The 21,251-nt window shown below is 72.7% G+C and carries 17 protein-coding genes; 8 read left to right on the plus strand and 9 right to left on the minus strand.

All coding sequences use genetic code 11. The features are described 5' to 3' along the window. The first annotated feature begins 13 nt into the window (after positions 1-13). Positions 14-1,435: a S28 family serine protease gene (locus tag V2J85_RS13185; protein WP_261951334.1), complete on the plus strand. Its 1,422-nt coding sequence runs from the start codon at positions 14-16 to the stop codon at positions 1,433-1,435. 82 nt (positions 1,436-1,517) lie between these two features. On the opposite strand, the gene V2J85_RS13190 is transcribed toward V2J85_RS13185, so the two are convergent. From V2J85_RS13190 to V2J85_RS13205, 4 genes are all read right to left on the minus strand, one after another. Further along, on the minus strand, positions 1,518-3,344 hold the full coding sequence (locus V2J85_RS13190; protein WP_261951335.1) for a glycoside hydrolase family 3 protein: 1,827 nt from the start codon (positions 3,342-3,344) through the stop codon (positions 1,518-1,520). 93 nt (positions 3,345-3,437) lie between these two features. After that, a complete protein-coding gene (locus V2J85_RS13195) occupies positions 3,438-4,388 on the minus strand; it encodes a sugar phosphate isomerase/epimerase family protein (RefSeq protein WP_330821756.1) in 951 nt (316 codons plus the stop codon). 125 nt (positions 4,389-4,513) lie between these two features. Beyond that, entirely contained in the window at positions 4,514-5,542 is a 1,029-nt protein-coding gene (locus tag V2J85_RS13200; RefSeq protein ID WP_261951336.1) for a bifunctional helix-turn-helix transcriptional regulator/GNAT family N-acetyltransferase, read from the minus strand. A 26-nt stretch (positions 5,543-5,568) separates the two neighbouring features. Further along, positions 5,569-6,651: a LacI family DNA-binding transcriptional regulator gene (locus V2J85_RS13205; protein ID WP_330821683.1), complete on the minus strand. Its 1,083-nt coding sequence runs from the start codon at positions 6,649-6,651 to the stop codon at positions 5,569-5,571. A gap of 268 nt (positions 6,652-6,919) precedes the next feature. Between V2J85_RS13205 and V2J85_RS13210 the strand changes: the two genes are divergently transcribed. From V2J85_RS13210 to V2J85_RS13230, 5 genes are all read left to right on the plus strand, one after another. Beyond that, positions 6,920-8,071: a Gfo/Idh/MocA family protein gene (locus V2J85_RS13210; RefSeq protein WP_261951338.1), complete on the plus strand. Its 1,152-nt coding sequence runs from the start codon at positions 6,920-6,922 to the stop codon at positions 8,069-8,071. Positions 8,072-8,118: 47 nt separating this feature from the next. Beyond that, on the plus strand, positions 8,119-9,267 hold the full coding sequence (locus V2J85_RS13215) for a dihydrodipicolinate synthase family protein (protein WP_261957116.1): 1,149 nt from the start codon (positions 8,119-8,121) through the stop codon (positions 9,265-9,267). Beyond that, the gene (locus V2J85_RS13220) at positions 9,264-10,205 is read left to right on the plus strand and encodes a sugar phosphate isomerase/epimerase family protein (protein ID WP_330821684.1); all 942 of its coding nucleotides are present in this window, start codon (positions 9,264-9,266) and stop codon (positions 10,203-10,205) included. Before V2J85_RS13215 ends, V2J85_RS13220 begins: the two co-directional genes overlap by 4 nt. A 256-nt stretch (positions 10,206-10,461) precedes the next feature. After that, a complete protein-coding gene (gene recD2, locus V2J85_RS13225) occupies positions 10,462-12,672 on the plus strand; it encodes an SF1B family DNA helicase RecD2 (protein WP_261951340.1) in 2,211 nt (736 codons plus the stop codon). 177 nt (positions 12,673-12,849) lie between these two features. Next, positions 12,850-14,139: a citrate synthase gene (locus V2J85_RS13230; RefSeq protein ID WP_261951341.1), complete on the plus strand. Its 1,290-nt coding sequence runs from the start codon at positions 12,850-12,852 to the stop codon at positions 14,137-14,139. A gap of 563 nt (positions 14,140-14,702) precedes the next feature. Here V2J85_RS13230 and V2J85_RS13235 read toward each other — a convergent pair. Beyond that, complete coding sequence (locus V2J85_RS13235) at positions 14,703-14,990, minus strand: heavy-metal-associated domain-containing protein (RefSeq protein ID WP_261951342.1); 288 nt, start codon at positions 14,988-14,990, stop codon at positions 14,703-14,705. Positions 14,991-15,186: 196 nt separating this feature from the next. Between V2J85_RS13235 and V2J85_RS13240 the strand changes: the two genes are divergently transcribed. Beyond that, positions 15,187-15,810, plus strand: coding sequence for a DedA family protein (locus V2J85_RS13240; protein WP_261951343.1), 624 nt, complete (start codon positions 15,187-15,189; stop codon positions 15,808-15,810). Here the strand turns inward: V2J85_RS13240 and V2J85_RS13245 are convergent. Further along, the gene (locus tag V2J85_RS13245; RefSeq protein WP_330821685.1) at positions 15,746-16,810 is read right to left on the minus strand and encodes a Gfo/Idh/MocA family protein; all 1,065 of its coding nucleotides are present in this window, start codon (positions 16,808-16,810) and stop codon (positions 15,746-15,748) included. The two genes, V2J85_RS13240 and V2J85_RS13245, sit on opposite strands and share 65 nt — an antisense overlap. A 209-nt stretch (positions 16,811-17,019) precedes the next feature. Between V2J85_RS13245 and V2J85_RS13250 the strand changes: the two genes are divergently transcribed. Continuing rightward, positions 17,020-18,081, plus strand: coding sequence for a LacI family DNA-binding transcriptional regulator (locus tag V2J85_RS13250; protein WP_330821686.1), 1,062 nt, complete (start codon positions 17,020-17,022; stop codon positions 18,079-18,081). A 42-nt stretch (positions 18,082-18,123) separates the two neighbouring features. On the opposite strand, the gene V2J85_RS13255 is transcribed toward V2J85_RS13250, so the two are convergent. From V2J85_RS13255 to V2J85_RS13265, 3 genes are all read right to left on the minus strand, one after another. Next, a complete protein-coding gene (locus V2J85_RS13255; protein ID WP_261951346.1) occupies positions 18,124-19,074 on the minus strand; it encodes a 2-dehydropantoate 2-reductase in 951 nt (316 codons plus the stop codon). Positions 19,075-19,131: 57 nt separating this feature from the next. Next, on the minus strand, positions 19,132-19,323 hold the full coding sequence (locus tag V2J85_RS13260) for a helix-turn-helix transcriptional regulator (RefSeq protein ID WP_030415392.1): 192 nt from the start codon (positions 19,321-19,323) through the stop codon (positions 19,132-19,134). Positions 19,324-19,581: 258 nt separating this feature from the next. After that, the gene (locus V2J85_RS13265; protein ID WP_261951347.1) at positions 19,582-20,994 is read right to left on the minus strand and encodes a sugar porter family MFS transporter; all 1,413 of its coding nucleotides are present in this window, start codon (positions 20,992-20,994) and stop codon (positions 19,582-19,584) included. Positions 20,995-21,251 lie beyond the last annotated feature (257 nt).

A 21,251-nucleotide genomic window follows, 5' to 3' on the forward strand; every position in this document is an offset into this window, starting at 1 on the left:
AAGGGGAGGGTGCATGCGCAAGGCCACCAGATGGCTGCTGTCGCTCGCCGTGCTCATAGGCACGGCCACAGCCGGCAGCGCCACGGCGGGAGCGGCCACCGCCGCCGAGCCGAAGACCAAGGACATCAAGGACCGGATCCTCGCGATACCGGGCATGAGCCTCGTCGAGGAGAAGCCGGTCGACGGCTACCGGTACTTCGTCCTGAACTACACCCAGCCGATCGACCACGAGCACCCGTCCAAGGGGACCTTCCAGCAGCGGCTGACCGTGCTGCACAAGTCCGTGGACCGCCCGACGGTGTTCTTCACCTCCGGCTACAACGTCAGCACCACGCCGTCCCGCAGCGAACCCACGAAGATCATCGACGGCAACCAGGTCTCCCTGGAATACCGGTACTTCACCCCGTCGCGGCCCACGCCCACCGACTGGAAGAAGCTCGACATCCGGCAGGCCGCCACCGACCAGCACCGCATCTTCCAGGCGCTGCACCGCATCTACGGCAAGAACTGGATCGCCACCGGCGGCAGCAAGGGCGGCATGACCGCCACCTACTACCGCCGCTTCTTCCCGCACGACATGAACGGCACCGTCGCCTACGTCGCGCCCAACGACGTGAACAACGACGAGGACTCCGCCTACGACCGGTTCTTCCAGCACGTCGGCACCGCTCAGTGCCGCGCCGACCTCGCCGCCATCGAACGCGAGGCCCTGCTGCGCCGCGGCGAGATGGTCAAGCGGTTCCAGGACTGGGCCGACAAGGAGAAGCAGACCTTCACGAACACCGGCAGCGCCGACCGGGCCTACGAAGTCATGGTCACGGACCTGGTGTTCGGGTTCTGGCAGTACCAGCCCGCCGAGACCGCCTGCGCCGAGGTGCCCAAGCCCACCGTCTCCACCGACGAGCTGTGGAAGTGGATGGACAAGGTCGGCGGCTTCGACAGCTACACCGACCAGGGCATGGAGCCCTACCTGCCGTACTACTACCAGGCGGGCACCCAGCTCGGTGAACCCGGCTACGGCTACCCGAACCTGGCCGGCCTGCTGAAGTACCCCGGCATCAACAACTCCCGCACCTTCGTGCCGAAGGACATCCCGATGCGCTTCGACAAGCGCGCGATGCCCGACGTCGACCACTGGGTGCGCCACCACGCCCGGCGCATGATGTTCGTCAACGGCCAGTTCGACCCGTGGAGTTCGGAGCACTTCGAGCTCGGCAAGGGCGCCCGTGACGCGTACGTCTTCACCGTCCCGGGCGGCAACCACGGCTCCAACATCGCCAAGCTGAAGGACGCCGACCGCACCAAGGCCACCGCCGAACTCCTCGCCTGGGCCGGTGTCCCGGCGCCCGCGGGCACCACCCCGGCTCCGCTGGCCCACCCCGACAAGAAGCTCGACAAGCAGGAGAACCGCCGGATGCCGATGCTCCGCCCCTGACGGGCGGACCGGCTCCGGCTGACGGACCGACGGGCCGGCGCGCTCCCCGCGACCACGGGGAGCGCGCCGCACCCGTACCGGCTCAGTACGACAGGCCGTCCCCGATCTGGAACAGCGCCTTGTCCGGGACGTCGGCGCGCATTATGGCCACCGGCAGCCGGCCCACCGGATCCCGCCGCCCGGCGATCACCCGGGCCGCCGCCCGCAGCTCCACATCCGTCCACGAATAGCTCGCCAGCGCCGCCTTGACCCCGTCCAGCTGCGCGATGTCGTAGGGATTGCGCACCGCCAGCTGCACCACCGGCTTCCCGGTGGCCAGCAGCGCCTCGACCAGCTTGCGCTGCGGCGAGTCGGCGGTCACGTTGTACGTGGCCACCACCACCGCGTCCCGCTCGGCCAGCGCCGCCACCGCTTCGTCGATCTGCGCGGACGTCGGCGACATGCCCGTGGACCGCGCGGTGGCCGTGAAGCCCTGCTCGTCCAGGGCCCGCGCCAGGACCGTGGTGGGCGGACCGCCGGTGCCGGACGGCGCGGCCGCGTCGACGCCCACCACCAGCACCCGCCGCTCCCGCCGGCGGGACAGCGGCAGCACCCCGGCGTCATTGCGCAGCAGCGTCGTCGTACGGTCCGCGATCCGGTCCGCGGCCGCCAGATGGCCCCGCGTCCCGACGACCCGGTCCACCGCGCCCTGGGTGGTGTACGGGTCGTCGAACAGCCCCCGCCGCTGCTTCAGCAGCAGGATTCGCAGCAGCTTCGCGTCGAGGTCGTGCTCGGACAGTTCCCCGTCCCGGAGCGCCTTGAGGACGGCGCCGTGCGCCACCGACAGGTCCGGCGGGTTCAGCAACTGGTCCACGCCCGCCTTGAGCGCGAGGACCGGCACCCGGGCGTCGCCGTACTTCTTGCGTACGCCCTCCATGCCCAGCGAGTCCGTCACCACCACCCCGTCGTAGCCGAGGCGTTCGCGCAGCAGACCGGTGAGGATCGGCCGGGACAGCGTCGCCGGGTCCTCGCTCGCGTCGAAGGCCGGCACGACGATGTGCGCCGTCATGATCGAATCGATCCCCGCGGCGATCGCGGCCTTGAACGGCGGCGCGTCCAGCCGCTCCCACTCCTCGGCGGTGTGGTGGATGTACGGCAGCCCCACATGGCTGTCGGTATCGGTGTCGCCGTGCCCGGGGAAGTGCTTGGCGCAGGCGGCCACCCCGCCGTCCTGATAGCCCCTCACCTGCCCGCCGACCATACGGGCCACCGCCTGCGGATCGGCGCCGAAGGACCGTACGCCGATGACCGGGTTGGCCGGGTTGACGTTCACGTCCGCGTCCGGCGCGTAGTCCTGCCGGATGCCCATGGCGGCCAGCTCCTGCCCGGCGATCCGGCCCGCCGTCCGGGCGTCGTCGCGGGAGCCGCCGGCGCCGAGCGCCATCGCGCCGGGGAACAGCGTCGCGGGCGCGCCGACCCGGGCCACTATGCCGTGCTCCTGGTCCGTGGAGATCAACACCGGTACGGGCACGCGCAGAGCGGCCGCGGCCTTCTGGATGCCGTTGGACAGCTCGGCGATCTGGTGCGGCTCCCGGGTGTTGTGCGCCCAGCCGAAGTAGATGATGCCGCCGACGTGGTACTTCGCGATCAGCTCCGCCGCGTTGGCGACCCCGATCTCCTTCTGGTTGGCGGCCACGTCGGCCGGGTCGGGGTCGGTCGCCGAGTGGCCGTAGACCCGCATCACGAACAGCTGGCCGACCTTCTCCTCCGGGGTCATCCGGGCGATCAGGCGGCGCAGCCGGTCCCGGGCGGCGGCATCGGGGGCGGGCCGGCGGCCGGTGACGGGCGCCGCCACGGCGGGCCCGGCCCCCGCCGCGCAGGCGGCGACGGCACCGGCCGCGGTGGTCAGAACGGTACGTCTGGAGTGCATCCGCGCTCCTTCCGGAGGGCTTCCTCGACCTGGTACAGGACTCGTTGAAGGAAACTTCCAAGGAGACACGGATAGCCGGAAAACTATTGTCGGTCAATCACTCCGGTCGGGGGTGCCGCCCTCCTCTTGCACGCCGGCCGGGGGTGTGGGAGGGACCGCGGCGGCGTCACCCGCTGCGGAGGCACCGGCCGCCACCCCGTCGAGCACCTGCCGCAGATGGTCCCGGCCCGCGGCCAGCAACCCGGGCAGCTCGGGCGCCTCCGGGAACCAGCGCTTCTCGTACTCCCAGCACAGCCAGCCGCCCGTCCCCAGGCCGTAACCGCCCTCCGGCGCGGGCACCGGGCCGTGCGCCGCCGCCGGCTCCGGCCCGAGTGCGGCCAGCGCGGACGCCAGCGGCAGGGCGCCCGCGCCGAGCGGCACCGGACGGGGATCCGCGGCCGACACCACGTCCTTGACCTGCACATACCCCAGATACGGAGCGAGCGCCGCCCGGGTGTCGGCGGGCCGCTCACCACCGCGCCAGGTGTGCAGCACGTCCCACAGCGCGCCGACGCTGCGGTGCCCCACCAGGCCCAGCACCCGCGCGGCGGCCGCGCCCGTGCCGTGCGAGTCATGGGTCTCCAGCAGCACCCGGACGCCCCGCTCGGCCGCGAGCGGCGCCACCGCGGCCAGCCGCCGGGCGGCGTCCGCGTCCGCCCCGTCCGCCGGCCGCTCCCCGCCGCCGGGGAACACCCGCACATACGGCGCCCCCAGATCCGCGGCGAGCAGCACCAGCTCGGACAGCTCCTGCGCCAGCTCCTCCTCACCCGCCGCGTCCCGCTCGGTCGCGACCCGGGCGTACCCGGCGACGGCCAGGATCTCCACCCCGGCCGCCGCGAACTCCGCGCGCACCGCTGCCCGCTCCCGCGCCCCGATCAGCGGATGCACCGGCTCCTCCGGATGGGCCCGCAGCTCCACCCCCTGATAGCCGGCCCCGGCGGCCAGCCGCACCACGTCGGCGACCGGCATGCCCGGCACCCCGAGTGTGGAGAACGCCAGTCGCAGGGGGGGTGCCGCCGCCCGGCCCGGACCGCCGGCCGGGGTGCCGCCGCCCGGACCGCCGTCGCCGCCCGTGCCCTTCGTGCCGTCCGTTCCGGTCATGCCCGCGCTCCTCCTCTTACGTGGCGTCCCTACGTGCCCGCCCCGCGCAGTGACAGCCGCCAGTCCTGGCCGACCAGGTCCTGCCCGAAGCTGTGGTGCGGTGTCTCCGAGACCAGCTCGAAGCCGGCCCGCTGATAGATCCGGCGGGCCGCGCCGAGGACGGAATTCGTCCACAGCACCATCTCCTCGTACCCGGCGTCCCGCGCGAAATCGACACAGGCGTCGACGAGTTGCCCTCCTATGCCATGGCCCCGCGCGCTCGGCTCCACCAGCAGCAGCCGCAACCGGGCCACGCCCGGGCGGCCGTCCCGTACGCACATCACCGCGCCGGCCCGCGCACCGTCCAGCTCGGCCGTCCAGGTGCGGTCCCACCGCGGGTCGAAGCCCTCGGCGTACTCCGCGACTATGCGGGCCACCAGCGCCTCGTAGCTCAGGTCGAAGCCGTACTCGGCGGCGTAGAGCGCGGCGTTCCGCTCGACCATCCAGCCGAGGTCGCCGGGGCGGGTGGTGCGCAGGGTGACCGCGGGGGAGGAGGCGGGAGGTGCCTCGCCGGTGGCCGCCGGGTCGTCGCCGAGCAGGGCGCGGATGGTCCGCATCGCGTCCGTCAGGCGGGCCCGGTCCGCCGCCGGAAGGTGCCGCAGCAGCGAGCCCGCGGCCTCCTGGGAGCGCTCCTCCAGCAGGGCGGCCGCTTCCCGGCCGCCCCCGGTGAGCGTGATCCGCTGGCGGCGCGGGTCCCGCTCGGACCTGCCGCGGCTGATCAGCTCCCGTTCCTCGAACTTGCCGAGCAGCCGGCTGAGATAGCCGGCGTCCAGGGACAGCGAGGCGCGCAGGTCCGCCGCGTCCACCCGCTCCTGGTGGACGAGTTCGTAGAGCACCCGCGCCTCGGTGAGGGTGAACGGGGTGTAAAGGTGCCGGCCGTAGTCGAGCGCGCCGATCAGGTTGGTGTAGAAGCGGTTGAATCTGCGCAGTTCACGGACGTCGGCGGCGGGATCGGACGCCGCGGCGGAGCCATCCGGCCCGCTGCCGGACCGGGGCTCGGAGGGTGCTTGGGTTGTCATCGTCGACCACCTCACCATTGACTGAGTCAAGGATAACGAACCGAGGTCGATCCGCGCACCATCAATTCCGCCGGCAGCGTCGCCAGCCCGCCCGGCGGCCGCTCCTCGCGCCCCGTCACCAGCCGGCCGGCCCGCGCTCCGGCCTCCGCCAGCGGCAGTCGCACGGTCGTCAGCGCGGGCGCCGCGTCCGCACTGAACGGCAGATCGTCGAAACCGGCGACCGACACGTCCTCGGGGACCCGCAGCCCCCGGTCCCGCAGTGCCGCACACACCCCCAGCGCGGCGGTGTCGTTGGCCGCCACGACGGCCGTCAACTCGCTGTCCCGGCGCAGCAGTTCCACCGCGGCGTCGTACCCGGAGCCGCGGTCGTAGGCGCCGTGCACGACGCGCCGCGGCGGGTCCTCGATGCCGTGCGCGGCCAGCGCCGCCCGGTGGCCCGCCAGCCGTTCCGCGGTGGTGGTGCGGCCGGCCGGTCCCGCCACACAACCGATCCGGCGGTGCCCGAGCGCGATCAGATGCCCGGTCAGCCGCTGCGCGCCGCCCCGGTTGTCGAACGCCAGGGCGGTGAGCGGCGCCCGCGATTCCGGTTCCACCCCCGATTCCGGTTCCGCGCCCGCCTCTTGGACGGGGCGCCCGCAGAGCACCACCCGGGTGCCCGCCCCGGACAGCCGCGCCAGCCCGGCCGCCAGCGCCCTCGCGTGCGCCGGGTCCTCCGAGGCGCTGCCGGTCAGGACGACGCCCGCCGCCCGCTGCCGCTGCAGGAGCGTGAGATAGGTCAGTTCCCGCTCGGGCGAGCCACCCGTATTGCAGACCACGGCCAGCTTCTCGCCACCGGGACCGGACGCCCCGCTCAGCTCCGTCTGGACCGCACCGGCGAGGATCCCGAAGAACGGGTCGGCGATGTCGTTCACCAGGATGCCCACCAGGTCCGAACTGGCCGCCGCCAGCGCGCTCGCCGGGCCGTTGACGACGTACTCCAGCTCCTCGACGGCCCGCAGCACCCGGCCGCGGGTGCCCGCCGCGACCGGGTAGTTGCCGTTCAGCACCCGCGAGACGGTCGCCGCCGAAACCCCCGCGCGGGCCGCCACGTCCGCCAGCGTCACCGTCATCGCGCGCTCCCCGAGGCCCCGGCCGCGCTTCCCGTTCCCGCCCCGGTTCCGGTTCCGGTTCCGCTCACGTCCCACCCCGTCATGTCCCACCCGTTCCCGTCCGGCCCGTTCACGTCCCACCCCTTGTCGGCTGTCCGCCGCGCAGGCTGGCGTCCCCCACGATGCCACGATAGAAAGCGCTTACTGCACCCTCCGTTCCACTGCACCACGCCGCTGCTCCACCCGCCACCGAGGAATCCCCCCGTCCGAGGGGGAGAGAGGCCGGGCCGTGACACGCAGGACCGTACGCATCGCCATGAACGGCGTGACCGGGCGCATGGGCTACCGCCAGCACCTGGTCCGCTCCCTCCTCGCCCTGCGCGACCAGGGCGGACTTCCCCTGGACGACGGCACGGTCATCTGGCCGGAGCCGGTGCTGGTCGGCCGCTCCCCGCACGGACTGCGGGCCCTGGCCGAGCGCCACGGCCTCACGGAAACGTCCGTTGACCTCGACGCCGTGCTGGCCGACGACACCATCGAGATCTACTTCGACGCCCAGGTCACCGCCGCCCGCGAGGAGGCCGTGAAGAAAGCGATTGCTGCCGGCAAGCACCTCTACGTCGAGAAGCCCACCGCGAGCAGCCTCGCCGGCGCCCTCGAACTCGCCCGGCTCGCCCAGGAGGCCGGCGTCAAGAACGGCGTCGTCCAGGACAAGCTCTTCCTCCCCGGCCTGCGCAAACTCCGCCGCCTCGTCGAGGGCGGCTTCTTCGGACGGATCCTGTCCGTACGCGGCGAGTTCGGCTACTGGGTCTTCGAGGGCGACTGGCAGCAGGCCCAGCGCCCCTCCTGGAACTACCGGGCCGAGGACGGCGGCGGCATCGCGGCCGACATGTTCCCGCACTGGGAGTACGTCCTGCACGAGCTGTTCGGCCCGGTCCGGACCGTCCAGGCGCAGCTGACCACCCACCTCCCGCGCCGCTGGGACGAGTCCGGCACGCCGTACGACGCCACCGCCGACGACGCCGCCTACGCCGTGTTCCAGCTGGCCGACGGCGTCGTCGCGCAGATCAACTCCTCCTGGGCGGTCCGGGTGCACCGCGACGAACTCGTGGAGTTCCAGGTGGACGGCACCGAGGGCTCGGCCGTCGCCGGGCTGCGCGGCTGCCGGGTGCAGCACCGCTCCGTCACCCCCAAACCCGTCTGGAACCCCGACCTCCCGGCGGCCGAACCCTTCCGCGCGCAGTGGCAGGAGGTCCCCGACAACGCCGACTTCGACAACGGCTTCAAGGCGCAGTGGGAGCTCTTCCTGCGGCACGTCGTCCGCGACGAGCCCTGGCGCTGGGACCTGGCGGCCGGCGCCCGCGGCGTCCAACTGGCCGAACTGGGCGCCCGGTCGTCGGCGGAGGGCCGCCGCCTGGACGTCCCGGAGCTGGGCCGGTGACCGCCCCGGCGCCCGGCAGCGCCACCTCCGGGCCCGCGGCCGCCCCGGTGCCCCAGGCCCGTCCCCCGTTGCGGTCCCGCACCGTCTTCGCCGCCGCCCACGTCGTCGCCGATCCGTACGCCGACACCACCCCGGACGGGCCGGCCGCCCTCGACTGGGACGCCACCCTCGCCTTCCGCCACCACCTCTGGTCGCACGGCCTGGGCGTGGCCGAGGCGATGGACACCGCACAGCGCGGCATGGGACTGGACTGGGCCGTCGCCGCCGAACTCATCCGCCGCTCCGGCGCCGAGGCCCGCGCGGCCGGCGGCCGGCTGGTCTGCGGCGCCGGCACCGACCAGCTCGCCGGCGGATCGCTCGCCGGGATCCGGGCCGCCTACGAGGAGCAGCTCGCCGTCGTCGAGGGGGCCGGCGCACAGGCCGTCCTGATGGCCTCCCGGGCGCTCGCCGCCGCGGCCCGCGGCCCCGAGGACTACCTCGACGTCTACGGCCACCTCCTCCGCCAGGCCGCCGCACCCGTCGTCCTGCACTGGCTGGGCCCGATGTTCGACCCGGCGCTGGCGGGCTACTGGGGATCGGCCGACCTGGACGCGGCCACCGACACCTTCCTGGAGCTCATCGCCGCTCACCCCGGCAAGGTCGACGGCGTCAAGATCTCCCTGCTGGACGCCCGGCGGGAGATCGCGCTGCGCCGCCGCCTGCCGCGGGGCGTGCGCTGCTACACCGGCGACGACTTCCACTACCCCGAGCTGATCGCGGGCGACGACCAGGGCTTCAGCGACGCCCTGCTCGGCGTCTTCGACCCGCTGGCCCCGTTGGCGGCGCAGGCCGTCCGCCTCCTCGACACCGGCGACCCGGCCGCCTTCCGCGAACTCCTGGACCCCACCGTCGCGTTGGCCCGCCACCTCTTCCGGGAACCCACCCGCTACTACAAGACCGGTGTCGTCCTGCTGGCCTGGCTGGCAGGCCACCAGTCGCACTTCACCATGGTCGGCGGCCTGCAGTCGGCCCGCTCGCTGCCCCATCTGCGCCGCGCCCACGAACTCGCCGCGGCGCTCGGCCTGTTCCCGGACCCGGACCTCGCCGCCCACCGGATGCGCCGGCTGCTGTCCGTCTACGGCGCCGAGGACGCCTTCCCGGCCCCGGGCACGGCCCCGGCCCCGGGCACGGCGAAGCGGAGCGGAGCCCCCGCATGACCGACGACCTCACCGATCTCTCCGGCTCCACTGATCTCACCGACCTCACCGGGTCCACCGGTCTCTCCCGCCTGAGCCTCAATCAGGAGACCCTCCGGCAGTGGTCGCTGCCCGAACTCGCCGACGGCTGCGTACGGGCCGGCGTCCCCGCCGTCGGGCTGTGGCGCGCGCCCGTGCAGGCGTACGGCGTGACCGCGGCCGCCCGGCTCGTCCGCGCGGCCGGGTTGCGGGTCAGCAGCCTGTGCCGGGGCGGGTTCCTCACCGCGCTCGACCCCGGTGAACGGGCGGCGGCCCTGGACGACAACCGGGCGGCGGTCGACGAGGCCGCCGCCCTGGGGACGGACACCCTGGTGCTGGTCTCGGGCGGGCTGCCGGCCGGCAGCCGGGACCTGCCCGGCGCCCGGGAGCGGATCGCGGACGCCCTGGGGGAGTTGGCGCCGTACGCCGTGGAACGGGGCGTACGGCTGGCGATCGAACCGCTGCACCCGATGTACGCGGCGGACCGGTGCGTGGTCTCCACGCTCGCCCAGGCGCTGGACCTCGCCGAACGGTTCCCCGCGGACCGGGTCGGGGTGGTCGTGGACACCTACCACCTGTGGTGGGACGACACGGCCGGGGCGCAGATCGACCGCGCCGGGGCGGCCGCCCGGATCGCCGCCTTCCAGCTGGCCGACTGGGTCACCCCGCTCCCGGAGGGTGTCCTGCTGGGCCGCGGGCAGTTGGGGGACGGCGTGGTGGATCTGCGCTGGTTCCGGGAGCGCGTCGAGGCGGCCGGCTACCGGGGGCCGATCGAGGTGGAGATCTTCAACCCGGCGCTGTGGGCCCGCGACGGCACCGAGGCACTGGCCGAGATCGTGGACCGTTTCCGCCGCCACGTCGCCGCCCGGCCGGAGTCCGGACCGGCGGCGCCAGGTGAACGGAATTCGTACAAGGGGTGACGGGGAAATAACTCTGCGGATGCGCGCAACCGTTCGCGGTCCGGAGAAGTCATAGCTGTCGCTGGCCCAGGAGGGGGAGGGATCCGGGGGGATCCGGGGCCGGTGTGGGAGGGGGAATCGAGGGGCCCGACCTTGGGGGGACGGGCCCCTCGATGGTGGTCCCGCCGACGCCGCACCACCGGGCCGCGACGTCCGGACCGCGCGCCGAGGGCGAGGTCCCGGCCGCGTTGTCGGACCCCGGCGGTACCGTCGGGGCATGGTCAACGCAGCCGTGGTGGAAGGGGTCCTGGAGCGGATCACGTACGCCAACGAGGAGAACGGCTACACCGTCGCGCGGGTCGACACCGGCCGGGGCTCGGGCGATCTGCTGACCGTCGTGGGCGCGCTGCTGGGGGCGCAGCCGGGGGAGTCGCTGCGCATGGAGGGCCGTTGGGGTTCGCACCCCCAGTACGGCAAGCAGTTCCTGTGCGACAACTACACCACGGTCCTGCCCGCCACCGTCCAGGGCATCCGCCGCTATCTGGGCTCCGGTCTGATCAAGGGCATCGGCCCGCGCATCGCCGACCGCATCGTCGAGCACTTCGGCACCGACACCCTCGACGTCATCGAGACCGACCCCGGGCGCCTCGTCGAGGTGCCGGGCCTGGGCCCCAAGCGCACGAAGATGATCGGCGCGGCCTGGGAGGAGCAGAAGGCCATCAAGGAGGTCATGGTCTTCCTCCAGGGCGTCGGGGTCTCCACGTCCATCGCCGTGCGGATCTACAAGAAGTACGGCGACGCCTCGATCTCCGTCGTCCGCAACCAGCCCTACAAGCTCGCCGCCGACGTCTGGGGCATCGGCTTCCTGACCGCCGACCGCATCGCCCAGGCCGTCGGGATCCCGCACGACAGCCCGGACCGGGTCAAGGCGGGCCTGCAGTACGCCCTGTCGCAGTCCACGGACCAGGGGCACTGCTTCCTGCCCGAGGAGCAACTGATCGCCGACGCGGTCAAGTTGCTCCAGGTGGACACCGGCCTGGTGATCGACTGCCTGGGCGAGCTGGCCGCGGAGCCGGAGGGCGTGGTGCGCGAGAAGGTGCCCGCCGGGGAGGACGGCGCGGAGGTCACCGCCGTCTATCTGGTGCCGTTCCACCGCGCGGAGATCTCGCTCGCCGGGCGGCTGACCCGGCTGCTGCGCACCGACGACGACCGGATGCCGGCGTTCCGGGACGTCGACTGGGACAAGGCGCTGGCCTGGCTGGCCCGCCGTACGGGCGCCGAGCTGGCGCCCGAGCAGCAGGAGGCGGTGCGGCTGGCGCTGACGCAGAAGGTCGCGGTGCTCACCGGCGGCCCGGGCTGCGGCAAGTCCTTCACGGTCCGCTCCGTCGTCGAGCTGGCCCGTGCCAAGAAGGCCACGGTCGTGCTGGCCGCGCCCACGGGCCGGGCCGCGAAGCGGCTGTCGGAGCTGACCGGAGCCGAGGCCTCCACGGTCCACCGCCTCCTGGAGCTCAAGCCCGGCGGGGACGCCGCCTACGACGCGGACCGGCCGCTGGACGCCGATCTGGTGGTCGTCGACGAGGCGTCCATGCTGGACCTGCTGCTGGCCAACAAGCTCGTCAAGGCGGTCCCGCCGGGCGCCCATCTGCTGCTGGTGGGCGATGTCGACCAGCTGCCGTCCGTCGGGGCCGGCGAGGTGCTGCGGGACCTGCTGGTCCCCTCCGGCCCCGTGCCGGCCGTCCGGCTGACCCGGATCTTCCGGCAGGCCCAGCAGTCCGGTGTGGTCACCAACGCCCACCGCATCAATTCCGGCGTCCCGCCGCTGACCACCGGCCTGACCGACTTCTTCCTCTTCGCGGAGGAGGACAATGAGGAGGCCGGGCGGCTCGCCGTGGACGTCGCGGCCCGCCGCATCCCGGCGAAGTTCGGTCTCGACCCGCGCCGGGACGTCCAGGTGCTGACCCCGATGCACCGCGGCCCGGCCGGAGCGGGCGCGCTGAACGGTCTGCTCCAGCAGGCCATCACCCCCGCCCGCCCCGACCTGCCCGAGCGGCGCTTCGGCGGCCGGGTCTTCCGGGTGGGCGACAAGGTCACCCAGGTCAGGAACAACTACGAAAAGGGCAGCAACGGCGTCTTCAACGGCACGGTGGGCGTGGTCACCGCCCTGGACGAGGTCGAGCAGCGGCTGACGGTCCGCACGGACGAGGACGAGGAGGTCCCGTACGACTTCGACGAACTCGACGAACTCGCGCACGCCTATGCCGTGACGATCCATCGCTCGCAGGGTAGTGAGTATCCAGCGGTGGTGATTCCGGTCACCACCAGCGCCTGGATGATGCTGCAGCGCAATTTGCTGTATACCGCCGTCACCCGGGCAAAGCGTTTGGTGGTGCTGGTCGGCTCCCGGAAGGCCCTCGGGCAGGCCGTACGCACGGTTTCCGCCGGTCGGCGGGGTACGGCGCTGGCTCACCGGCTCGCCGGGGCGATGTGATGTCACTCCTCTTTCCCAATCGGGGCGAACGGGAGCAGGATGGGACACTGGCGCGGCACTGAGTGCCGTAATGAGGCCCTATGGCCGACCCCGAGTGCACATCCAAGGTCCAAATGGGGGAAGGTATAGGCAGTCAGGGCACCTCGAAGAAGAGGCACAACGTCGGTGAGGGATGACGTGAGCGACAACTCTGTAGTACTGCGTTACGGGGACGGCGAATACAGCTACCCGGTCGTCGACAGCACTGTCGGCGACAAGGGCTTCGATATCTCGAAGCTGCGCGCCGAGACCGGTCTGGTGACCCTGGATTCCGGTTACGGCAACACCGCGGCATACAAATCCGCGATCACCTATCTCGATGGTGAGCAGGGAATTCTTCGTTACCGCGGGTATCCGATCGAGCAGCTCGCGGAGCGCAGCACGTTCGTCGAGACCGCGTACCTCCTCATCAACGGTGAGCTGCCCACCGTCGACCAGCTGTCGGCCTTCAAGCAGGACATCACCTACCACACCCTGCTCCACGAGGACGTCAAGCGCTTCTACGACGGCTTCCCCCGGGACGCCCACCCGATGGCCATGCTGTCCTCGGTGGTCAGCGCGCTGTCGACCTTCTACCAGGACAGCCACAACCCGTTCGACGAGCAGCAGCGCCACATCTCCACGATCCGGCTGCTGGCCAAGCTCCCGACGATCGCGGCCTACGCCTACAAGAAGTCGGTCGGCCACCCGGTCGTCTACCCGAGCAACGACCTCGGCTACGTCGAGAACTTCCTGCGGATGACCTTCTCGGTGCCCGCCGCCGAGTTCGAGCTGGACCCGGTCGTCGTCAGCGCCCTGGACAAGCTGCTGATCCTGCACGCCGACCACGAGCAGAACTGCTCGACCTCCACGGTCCGCCTGGTCGGCTCCTCGCAGGCGAACCTCTTCGCCTCGATCTCCGCCGGCATCAACGCCCTGTGGGGCCCCCTGCACGGCGGCGCCAACCAGTCCGTGCTGGAGATGCTGGAGCGCATCCAGCGCGACGGCGGCGACGTCGACGCCTTCATCCGCAAGGTGAAGAACAAGGAAGACGGCGTGAAGCTCATGGGCTTCGGGCACCGCGTCTACAAGAACTTCGACCCCCGGGCGAAGATCATCAAGGCGGCGGCGCACGACGTCCTCTCCGCGCTCGGCAAGTCCGACGAGCTGCTGGACATCGCCCTCAAGCTGGAGGAGCACGCGCTCTCCGACGACTACTTCGTCTCGCGCAAGCTCTACCCCAACGTCGACTTCTACACCGGTCTGATCTACCGGGCCATGGGCTTCCCGACCGAGATGTTCACGGTGCTCTTCGCGCTCGGCCGGCTCCCCGGCTGGATCGCCCAGTGGCACGAGATGATCAAGGAGCCGGGCTCCCGCATCGGCCGCCCGCGCCAGATCTACACCGGCATCGTCGAGCGCGACTTCGTCCCGGTCGAGCAGCGCTGACACCCTGGGCTCACTCTCTCGGGCAGCACGCCGGGAAGTGAGCCACAAAAAAGCAGGAAGCGCCCCGCCTCCGGATCCCCCCACGGGTCCAGAGTGCGGGGCGCTTCCCTTGTCCCGGTTGGATTCCCCCCACGGGATCCGTCCGGGCGTTCCGGGTTGCACCGCGCTCCGCCGGGACGCGCACATCGGGAGGGCCGCTCAAAGCTCCCCGGGCACGTCGCCCCGGCCACGCGTAGCCGTGGCACGGTCCCCCAAGACCGACACGGCTGGTGCAGTGCAAGCCCCGCCGGGGTGCCTGCACTGCCCGGTTAGACTCACGACCCCCCTCAATGGTTACGTTCAGATGAGTGTGATCTGGGTCTCTTGCCATATGGGGGCGAATGCGGTCAAGGCCCTCGATCTGGAGATCGGGGCCCTGGGGTATGGGTGGTGTGTCCCGGAGTGTGGACATTGTGTCGACTGTAGGGATTATGTGAAGGTTTGAATGGTTGCGCGCGCCGGCGCGGGCCACAACCCCCGAGGGTGGCGACCCGCGCCCGCACCCGCGGGCCGGCGAACCGGAATCAGGCCGCCCGGCCCACCAGCTCGTAACCCGCCTCGTCGACGGCCGCCCGCACCGCCTCCTCGTCCAGAGGTGCCTTCGAGGTGACCGTCACGAGCCCGGTGGCCGCGACCGCCTGCACCGCGCTCACGCCCGGGATCTCCGAGATCTCCGACGACACCGCCCCCTCGCAGTGGCCACAGGTCATGCCGGTGACCTGGTACGTCGTGGTGACCGCGCCGGCCTGGACGTCGGTGGCGCCGGAGTGGCAGGAGCCTTCCGGGGTGCAGCAGGAGCTGTTCTCAGTCATGGGTTCTCCTCGTGATGCAGATGCCGAGCTTCTGTCCGAGCTTCGACCGACCTTGGTCACCCTATACCCCTAGGGGGTATATATCCAAGTGAGGGCACGCCGGTTTCCGGCGGGGGCACGCCCGCCGCGTTGCCGGGTACCCCGTCGCGCGTCAGCCTTGGGATACGGACTCGGAGCCGATCCGAGGAGGCGGCGCATGGCCGTACTCGCCTTCTACGCCCTGCTGGCGCTCACCACCCTGCCGCCGTTCGTCCCCAACTCCGCCCTGCTCGTCTCCGCCGGCGTCCTCGCCTCCCGGGGCACGCTCTTCCTCCCCCTCGTCCTGCTCACCGTGGCGGGCAGCGCCCTGACCGGGGACCTGCTGATGTTCCTCGCCGCCCGCCGCTTCGGCGCGCCCGTACGGGACTGGATGCGCCGCAACCCGCGCCGCCGCGCACTCCTGGACTGGACCTCCCTGCGCATCGAGCGCTACGGCGTCCCGTTCGTGATCGCCGTACGGTTCCTCCCCAGCGGCCGGGTCGCCGGCGCGCTGGCCTCCGGCGTCCTGCGCTACCCGCTGCACAAGTACCTCCTCGGCGCCGGCATCGCCGAGGCGTCCTGGGCGGCGTACTCGGTCGGCCTCGGCTACCTCGGCAGCGCCACCGCCGGTCGCCCGCTGTACGCCGCCGCCCTCGGCCTGGGCGTCTCCTGCGCGGTCGCCGCCGTCGCCAGCGTCCTCCAGTGGGCCTCCCGCCGCCGGGCGGCCCGCCGCGCGGCTACCGCTCCCGGCCCGCCGTGCCCGCGTCCGCCCGACCGCTCGGGGCTGCCGGACCGGCCGTAGCGCGGACCTCGGCGAGCGCCACCGGCGCACCGGACCGCCGGGACCGCTCGCACGCCTCGGCCACGTACAGCGCCTCCAGCGCGTCCGCGGGCGGGCACGGGTTCGCCGCCCGGCCCGCGGCCACCTCGGCGAAGACCCCCAGCTCGGTCACGTACGCATCGTGGAAGCGCTCCATGAACGTCGCGTACGGGGCGGCCGCCCGCCGCCACGACAGCCGCGGCTCCGCGGACGGCAGCGGCGCGCGGTCGTCGAGCCCCACGATCCGGGCGCCCCGCGAGCCGCACACCTCCAGGCGGACGTCGTGCCCCGCGCCGTTGTAGCGGGTCGCGGTGACCGTCGCCAGGGTGTCGTCGTCGAACCGCAGCAGCGCCGCACAGGTGTCGACGTCGTCGCCGTCGGCGAAGAAGGACGCACCGCGGTTGGCGCCCTGCGCGTAGACCGAGACCACCTCGCGGCCGGTGAGCCAGCGCAGCACGTCGAAGTCGTGGATGGAACAGTCCCGGAACAGCCCGCCCGAGGTGGGGATGTACCCGGCCGGCGGCGGGCTCTGGTCGCTGGTGCAGGCGCGCAGCGTGTGCAGCCAGCCCAGCTCGCCCGAGCGCAGCGCCTCACGGGCGGCCCGGTAGCCCGCGTCGAAGCGCCGCTGGAAGCCGATCTGGACCGGCACCGAGCCCGCCCGGGCCCGCTCCACGACGCCGATGGTGCCCGCCACGTCCAGGGCGACCGGCTTCTCGCAGAAGACCGGCACGCCGGCGTCCAGCGCCTGATGGATCAGGGCGGCGTGCGCACTGGTCGCGGCGGTGATCACCACCCCGTCCAGGCCGTCCGCGTACAGCTCCGGGATGTCCGCGGCCGCGCGCACGCCCAGCGTCTTCGCCAGCGACGCGGCCCGCGCCGGGTCGGCATCGGCGACCACCAGGTCGGTGACGCCGGGAACCTGCTGAAGGGTCTTGGCGTGGAACGCGCCGATGCGCCCGGTGCCGATGAGGCCGATCTTCACTTCTCGGTCCTTCCAGGAGGTGGCGGTGACGGCCGTGGTCGGACACGTGTTGGAACGGTCCAACGGTGGTCGTTCCGCGCACCCTGCATGTCCTGATGTCCGCATGTCAACCCTCCGCGCAGGCCGGATGGCCCTCGTCGGGGAGGTCGAAGGGGGGCCGACCGTCCGGACGTTGACGGCCACCTGCGGCGATGGCAGGATCCCGGTCCATGGAACGGTCCAACGAGCGCGGTGACGACCCGCGGGCGGCCGCCGGCCGGCCCCCGACGATCCGCGGCGTCGCCGAACGCGCCGGCGTCTCCAAATCCCTGGTCTCGCTCGTCCTGCAGGGCTCACCGCGGGTCAGCGACGCCAAGCGGCGGGCCGTCCAGGACGCCATCGACGAGCTCGGCTACCGGCCCAACGCCGCCGCCCGCAGCCTCGTCGCCCGCCGCACCCACACCGTCGGCGTGCTCCTGAACGACCTGCGCAACCCCTGGTTCGTCGACCTCCTGGACGGCCTGAACTCGGTCCTGCACGCCCACGGCCTGCGCATGCTGATGGCCGACGGCCGGCTCGACCGGCGCACCGGCCAGGACGTCGCCCGCACCTTCCAGGAACTGCGGGTCGACGGCCTCGTCGTCGTCGGCACCCTCCCGGACACCGACGGCCTCGCCGAGGTCGCCGAGCGGCTGCCCACCGTCATCGCGGGCAACCACGAACCCCGGCTCCCGCACGTCGACATCGTCGCCAACGACGACGAACGCGGCGCCCGGCTCGCCACCGAGCACCTGATCTCCCTCGGCCACCGGCGGATCGCCCACATCGCCGGCCGCGGCGTGGTCGGGACCCTGCGCCGCCGCGGATTCGAGGCCGCCGTACGCGCCCACGGCCTGCACACCGCCGCCGTGGTGGAGAGCGCCGACGGCACGGAGGAGGGCGGCTACCGCGCCGCCGTACGGCTCCTCAACCCCGCGCGCCGCACCGAACGCCCCACCGCCGTCTTCGCGTTCAACGACATCTCCTGCGTCGGTGCGCTCTCCGCGGCCCAGGAACTCGGGCTGACCGTGCCCGTCGACCTCTCCCTCGTCGGCTACGACAACACCTACCTCGCCCGTATCCGCCACCTCTGGCTGACCTCGGTCAACAACGCCAGCCACGACGTCGGCCGGCGGGCCGCCCGCTGCCTCCTCGACCGCATGGCGGGCAAGGGCGCCCCGGCCGGTCACCAACTCGTCGCCCCGGAACTGGAGATCAGAGGGTCCACGGCGCCGCCGCCCGGAGCCGCGTAGGCACCCGGATTCCCACGGCGCGACACGCCCGCCGGCGTCCGGCTACTCCTGCCGCCCCGCCCGCAGGTCGCGGTCCACCGCCCGCAGCAGCACCAGCAGCATCCGGTTCAACGGCGTCTCGATGCCGTGCCGTTCGGCCGCCCGCACCACCGCGCCGGTGAGGTACTCGTGCTCCAGCGGACGGCCCGCGAGCCGGTCGTACAGCATCGACGAACCACCGTCCGGAGGCGCGTGCGCGTACAGCTCCAGCGTCCGCGCGATGTCCGCCTCACCGATGTCCGCCCCCTCCGCGCGGGCCACCGCCGCCGCCTCCCGCAGCAGATCGCGGCTGAGCGCCGCCATCTCCGGATCCGCGAAGACGCCGATCCGCTGCTGGAGCAGCGCCGTGAGGGGGTTCGCCGCGAGGTTCGTGAACAGCTTGCGCCAGACGGCCGTGGTGAAGTCCGGCACCGGATGCACCCGCAGCCCCGTACCGGCCAGCAGCGCGGCGAACCGGTCCGCCAACGGGCCCTCGGGAACGTGCAGTTCACTGGCGACGTGGTGGCGGACCCGGCCGGGCGCGATGCGCTCGGCGGAGATGTAGACCACGGTCGGCAGGACCGCGGTCCCACGAGGAACGAGCGGCACCACCCGCTCCTCCTGGTCGATGCCGTTCTGCAGCACCGCGACGACGGTCTCGGGGCCGCACAGCCGCCGCAGCCAGCCCTCGGCACTCGCGGTGTCCTGCGCCTTGGTGGTCAGCAGCACCCAGTCGACCGGTGTCACCCGCGCCGGATCGGTGACGATCCGCACCGCGGCGGCGCGGACCTCGCCGCCGCTCTCGACGGCGAGGTCCCGCAACGGACTGCGGACGCACAGCGTGACGTCCAGACCCGCCCACCGGGCGAGGGCGGCGACGTACCCGCCGATCGCACCGGCCCCGATCACCGCGACCCGCGCGGGCGCGGCGGCGGCCCGGTCCGGCACGGAGGCGGCCTGGGGTGTCTGGGCCATACCTCGATCGTAGCCACGCGGCCGGGCGTCACACCCGTACCGCTTCGGGTGGCGTCACTACCGGCCGCCCCGGCCCGGCCGCTGCGCCACCCACGTTCTGACCGTGTCCGCGAACCAGTACGGTTTCCCGCCCTCCACCAGGTCCGGTTCGGGCAGCAGCCCGTGCTTGCGGTACGAGCGCACGGTGTCCGGCTGCACCTGGATGTGTGCCGCGATCTCCTTGTACGACCAGAGCCTGCGGTCGGTCATCTCTGCCACCTCCTGAGCGCCGCACGCGGGGCCGGCCCGGGGTGAGCCGGACGGAGCCGCGCACGGCCTGGTGATCACTGAGCCTGTGCCCGGACAACGACACTCGGTGACCACCGGCGAGGGGCTGTCGAGCGGTTGTGACCGAAGGCCCGGCGAACTGTGACAGCCGTGACGCACGCCGTACGCCTGTGACGGGAGGGAGATACCGGTCCCCACGGGGACCGTGGCCCTCACGGGACCCGTGCCCCCCACGGAGACTTATGCCTGCTCGCCCGCCGCCCTGCGCAGCTCGTGCTCCAGGTCCTCCAGGGCCAGCCCCTTCGTCTCCGGTGCGTAACGCCGGCAGAAGACCCAGGACAGCACGCACATCGCCGCGAAGAACCAGAACGTGCTGCTCGCGCCGACCGCGTCCAGCAGCACCGGGAAGACCAGCGCCACCGCGAAGTTGACCATCCACATCACGAACACCGCGGCGCCCATGGCCAGTCCGCGCACCCTGAGCGGGAACATCTCGGCGAGCAGCAACCACACCCCGGTGTTCAGCGTGGCCTGCATGAACGCCATGTACAGCACCATCAGGCCCAGCACCAGCACGCTGACGGCCGGCGAGTGCGGGAGGTGGAAGGCCGCCCCCAGCAGCGCGAGCGCCACCGTCATCCCCGCCAGCCCGCAGAGCAGCAGGGGACGCCGGCCGACCCGGTCGATCAGCGACATCCCGATCGCCGTGGCCACTACGGAGACCGCCCCGACGGCGATCGTGGCGGTGATGGCGGCGCCGGTGCCCAGACCGGTCGACGCGAGGATCTTGGGCGCGAAGTACACCACCGCGTTGACGCCGGTGATCTGCTGCACCGCCGCCAGCCCGATGCCGACCAGCAGCAGCCGCCGCACCCACGGCGTGCGCAGCTCCCGCCAGGCGCCGCGCCGGGCGTCCGCCTCCAGGCTGCGGGCGTGGTCGATCCGGGCCAGCTCGGCGGGTACGTCGGCGGCCGGCAGCGTACGGCCGAGCACCCGTGCCGCGTCCTCCCGCCGCCCCCTGCTGATGTACCAGCGCGGGGTGTCGGGCAGGAAGAACAGCCCGGCGAACAGCGCCACCGCGGGCAGCGCGGCGAGCCCCAGCATCCAGCGCCAGGCCGCCCACTGCGCCAGGACCGCGTTGAGGAGATACGCGAGCAACTGCCCGCTGACGATCATGAGGGAGTTGAACGAGACCAGCCGGCCCCGGATGTGCGGGGGCGCGATCTCGGACAGATACAGCGGGGTGATCACGGAGGCGCTGCCGACGGCCAGCCCGAGCACGAACCGCGCCACCGTCATGAACGGCACGGTGGGGGAGAGCGCGACGGCCACCGCACCCCCGATGAACACGGCACCGGCCCACAGCAGCGCATCGCGCCGGCCCAGCGCATCGGACATCCGCCCGCCGATCAGCGAACCGAACGCGGCGCCGATCAGCAGGGCACTGGTGATGACGCCCTCACCCAGCGACGTCAGGCCGAAGTGGCTCTCCATGAAGGGCAGCGCGCCGGAGATCACCCCGGTGTCGTAGCCGAACAGGGCGCCACCGAGGGCGGCGATGGCAGCGATGCCGACGATGAAGCGTTTGGCGTTCCGGTCCGGTGCGGCAGGACGCTGACCGGCGGGCGCCACCTGGCTGGTCACGGCGCCCATCGTCAGCCCCGCCGCGCCGTGGGGCCCGGCCGTGCCACGGCACCGGCGACGGGGACCGCATCCGCCCCCTCAGCGGGTGCTATGAGCGAGAGCGGAACGGCAACGGCAACGGCACGCGCGACATACGCGGGCGCGACATCCATGAGAACGGGGGCCTTTCGGTGCGGGTACGGGTACGGCGGGTACGGGTACGCGGGGGCGGGCGCGGCGGGTACGGGCACGCGGGGGCGGGCGCGGCGGGTACGGGTACGGCTACG

This window comes from Streptomyces bugieae (genome assembly GCF_036352915.1).
GTDB classification, from domain to species: domain Bacteria; phylum Actinomycetota; class Actinomycetes; order Streptomycetales; family Streptomycetaceae; genus Streptomyces; species Streptomyces endophytica.

Coding starts and splice junctions, on each gene's coding strand:
- V2J85_RS13185 (WP_261951334.1), top strand. CDS start 14: ATGCGCAAGGCCACCAGATGGCTGCTGTCGCTCGCCGTGCTCATAGGC.
- V2J85_RS13190 (WP_261951335.1), bottom strand. CDS start 3,344: ATGCACTCCAGACGTACCGTTCTGACCACCGCGGCCGGTGCCGTCGCC.
- V2J85_RS13200 (WP_261951336.1), bottom strand. CDS start 5,542: ATGACAACCCAAGCACCCTCCGAGCCCCGGTCCGGCAGCGGGCCGGAT.
- V2J85_RS13205 (WP_330821683.1), bottom strand. CDS start 6,651: ATGACGGTGACGCTGGCGGACGTGGCGGCCCGCGCGGGGGTTTCGGCG.
- V2J85_RS13220 (WP_330821684.1), top strand. CDS start 9,264: ATGACCGACGACCTCACCGATCTCTCCGGCTCCACTGATCTCACCGAC.
- recD2 (WP_261951340.1), top strand. CDS start 10,462: ATGGTCAACGCAGCCGTGGTGGAAGGGGTCCTGGAGCGGATCACGTAC.
- V2J85_RS13235 (WP_261951342.1), bottom strand. CDS start 14,990: ATGACTGAGAACAGCTCCTGCTGCACCCCGGAAGGCTCCTGCCACTCC.
- V2J85_RS13240 (WP_261951343.1), top strand. CDS start 15,187: ATGGCCGTACTCGCCTTCTACGCCCTGCTGGCGCTCACCACCCTGCCG.
- V2J85_RS13250 (WP_330821686.1), top strand. CDS start 17,020: ATGGAACGGTCCAACGAGCGCGGTGACGACCCGCGGGCGGCCGCCGGC.
- V2J85_RS13255 (WP_261951346.1), bottom strand. CDS start 19,074: ATGGCCCAGACACCCCAGGCCGCCTCCGTGCCGGACCGGGCCGCCGCC.
- V2J85_RS13260 (WP_030415392.1), bottom strand. CDS start 19,323: ATGACCGACCGCAGGCTCTGGTCGTACAAGGAGATCGCGGCACACATC.
- V2J85_RS13265 (WP_261951347.1), bottom strand. CDS start 20,994: ATGGGCGCCGTGACCAGCCAGGTGGCGCCCGCCGGTCAGCGTCCTGCC.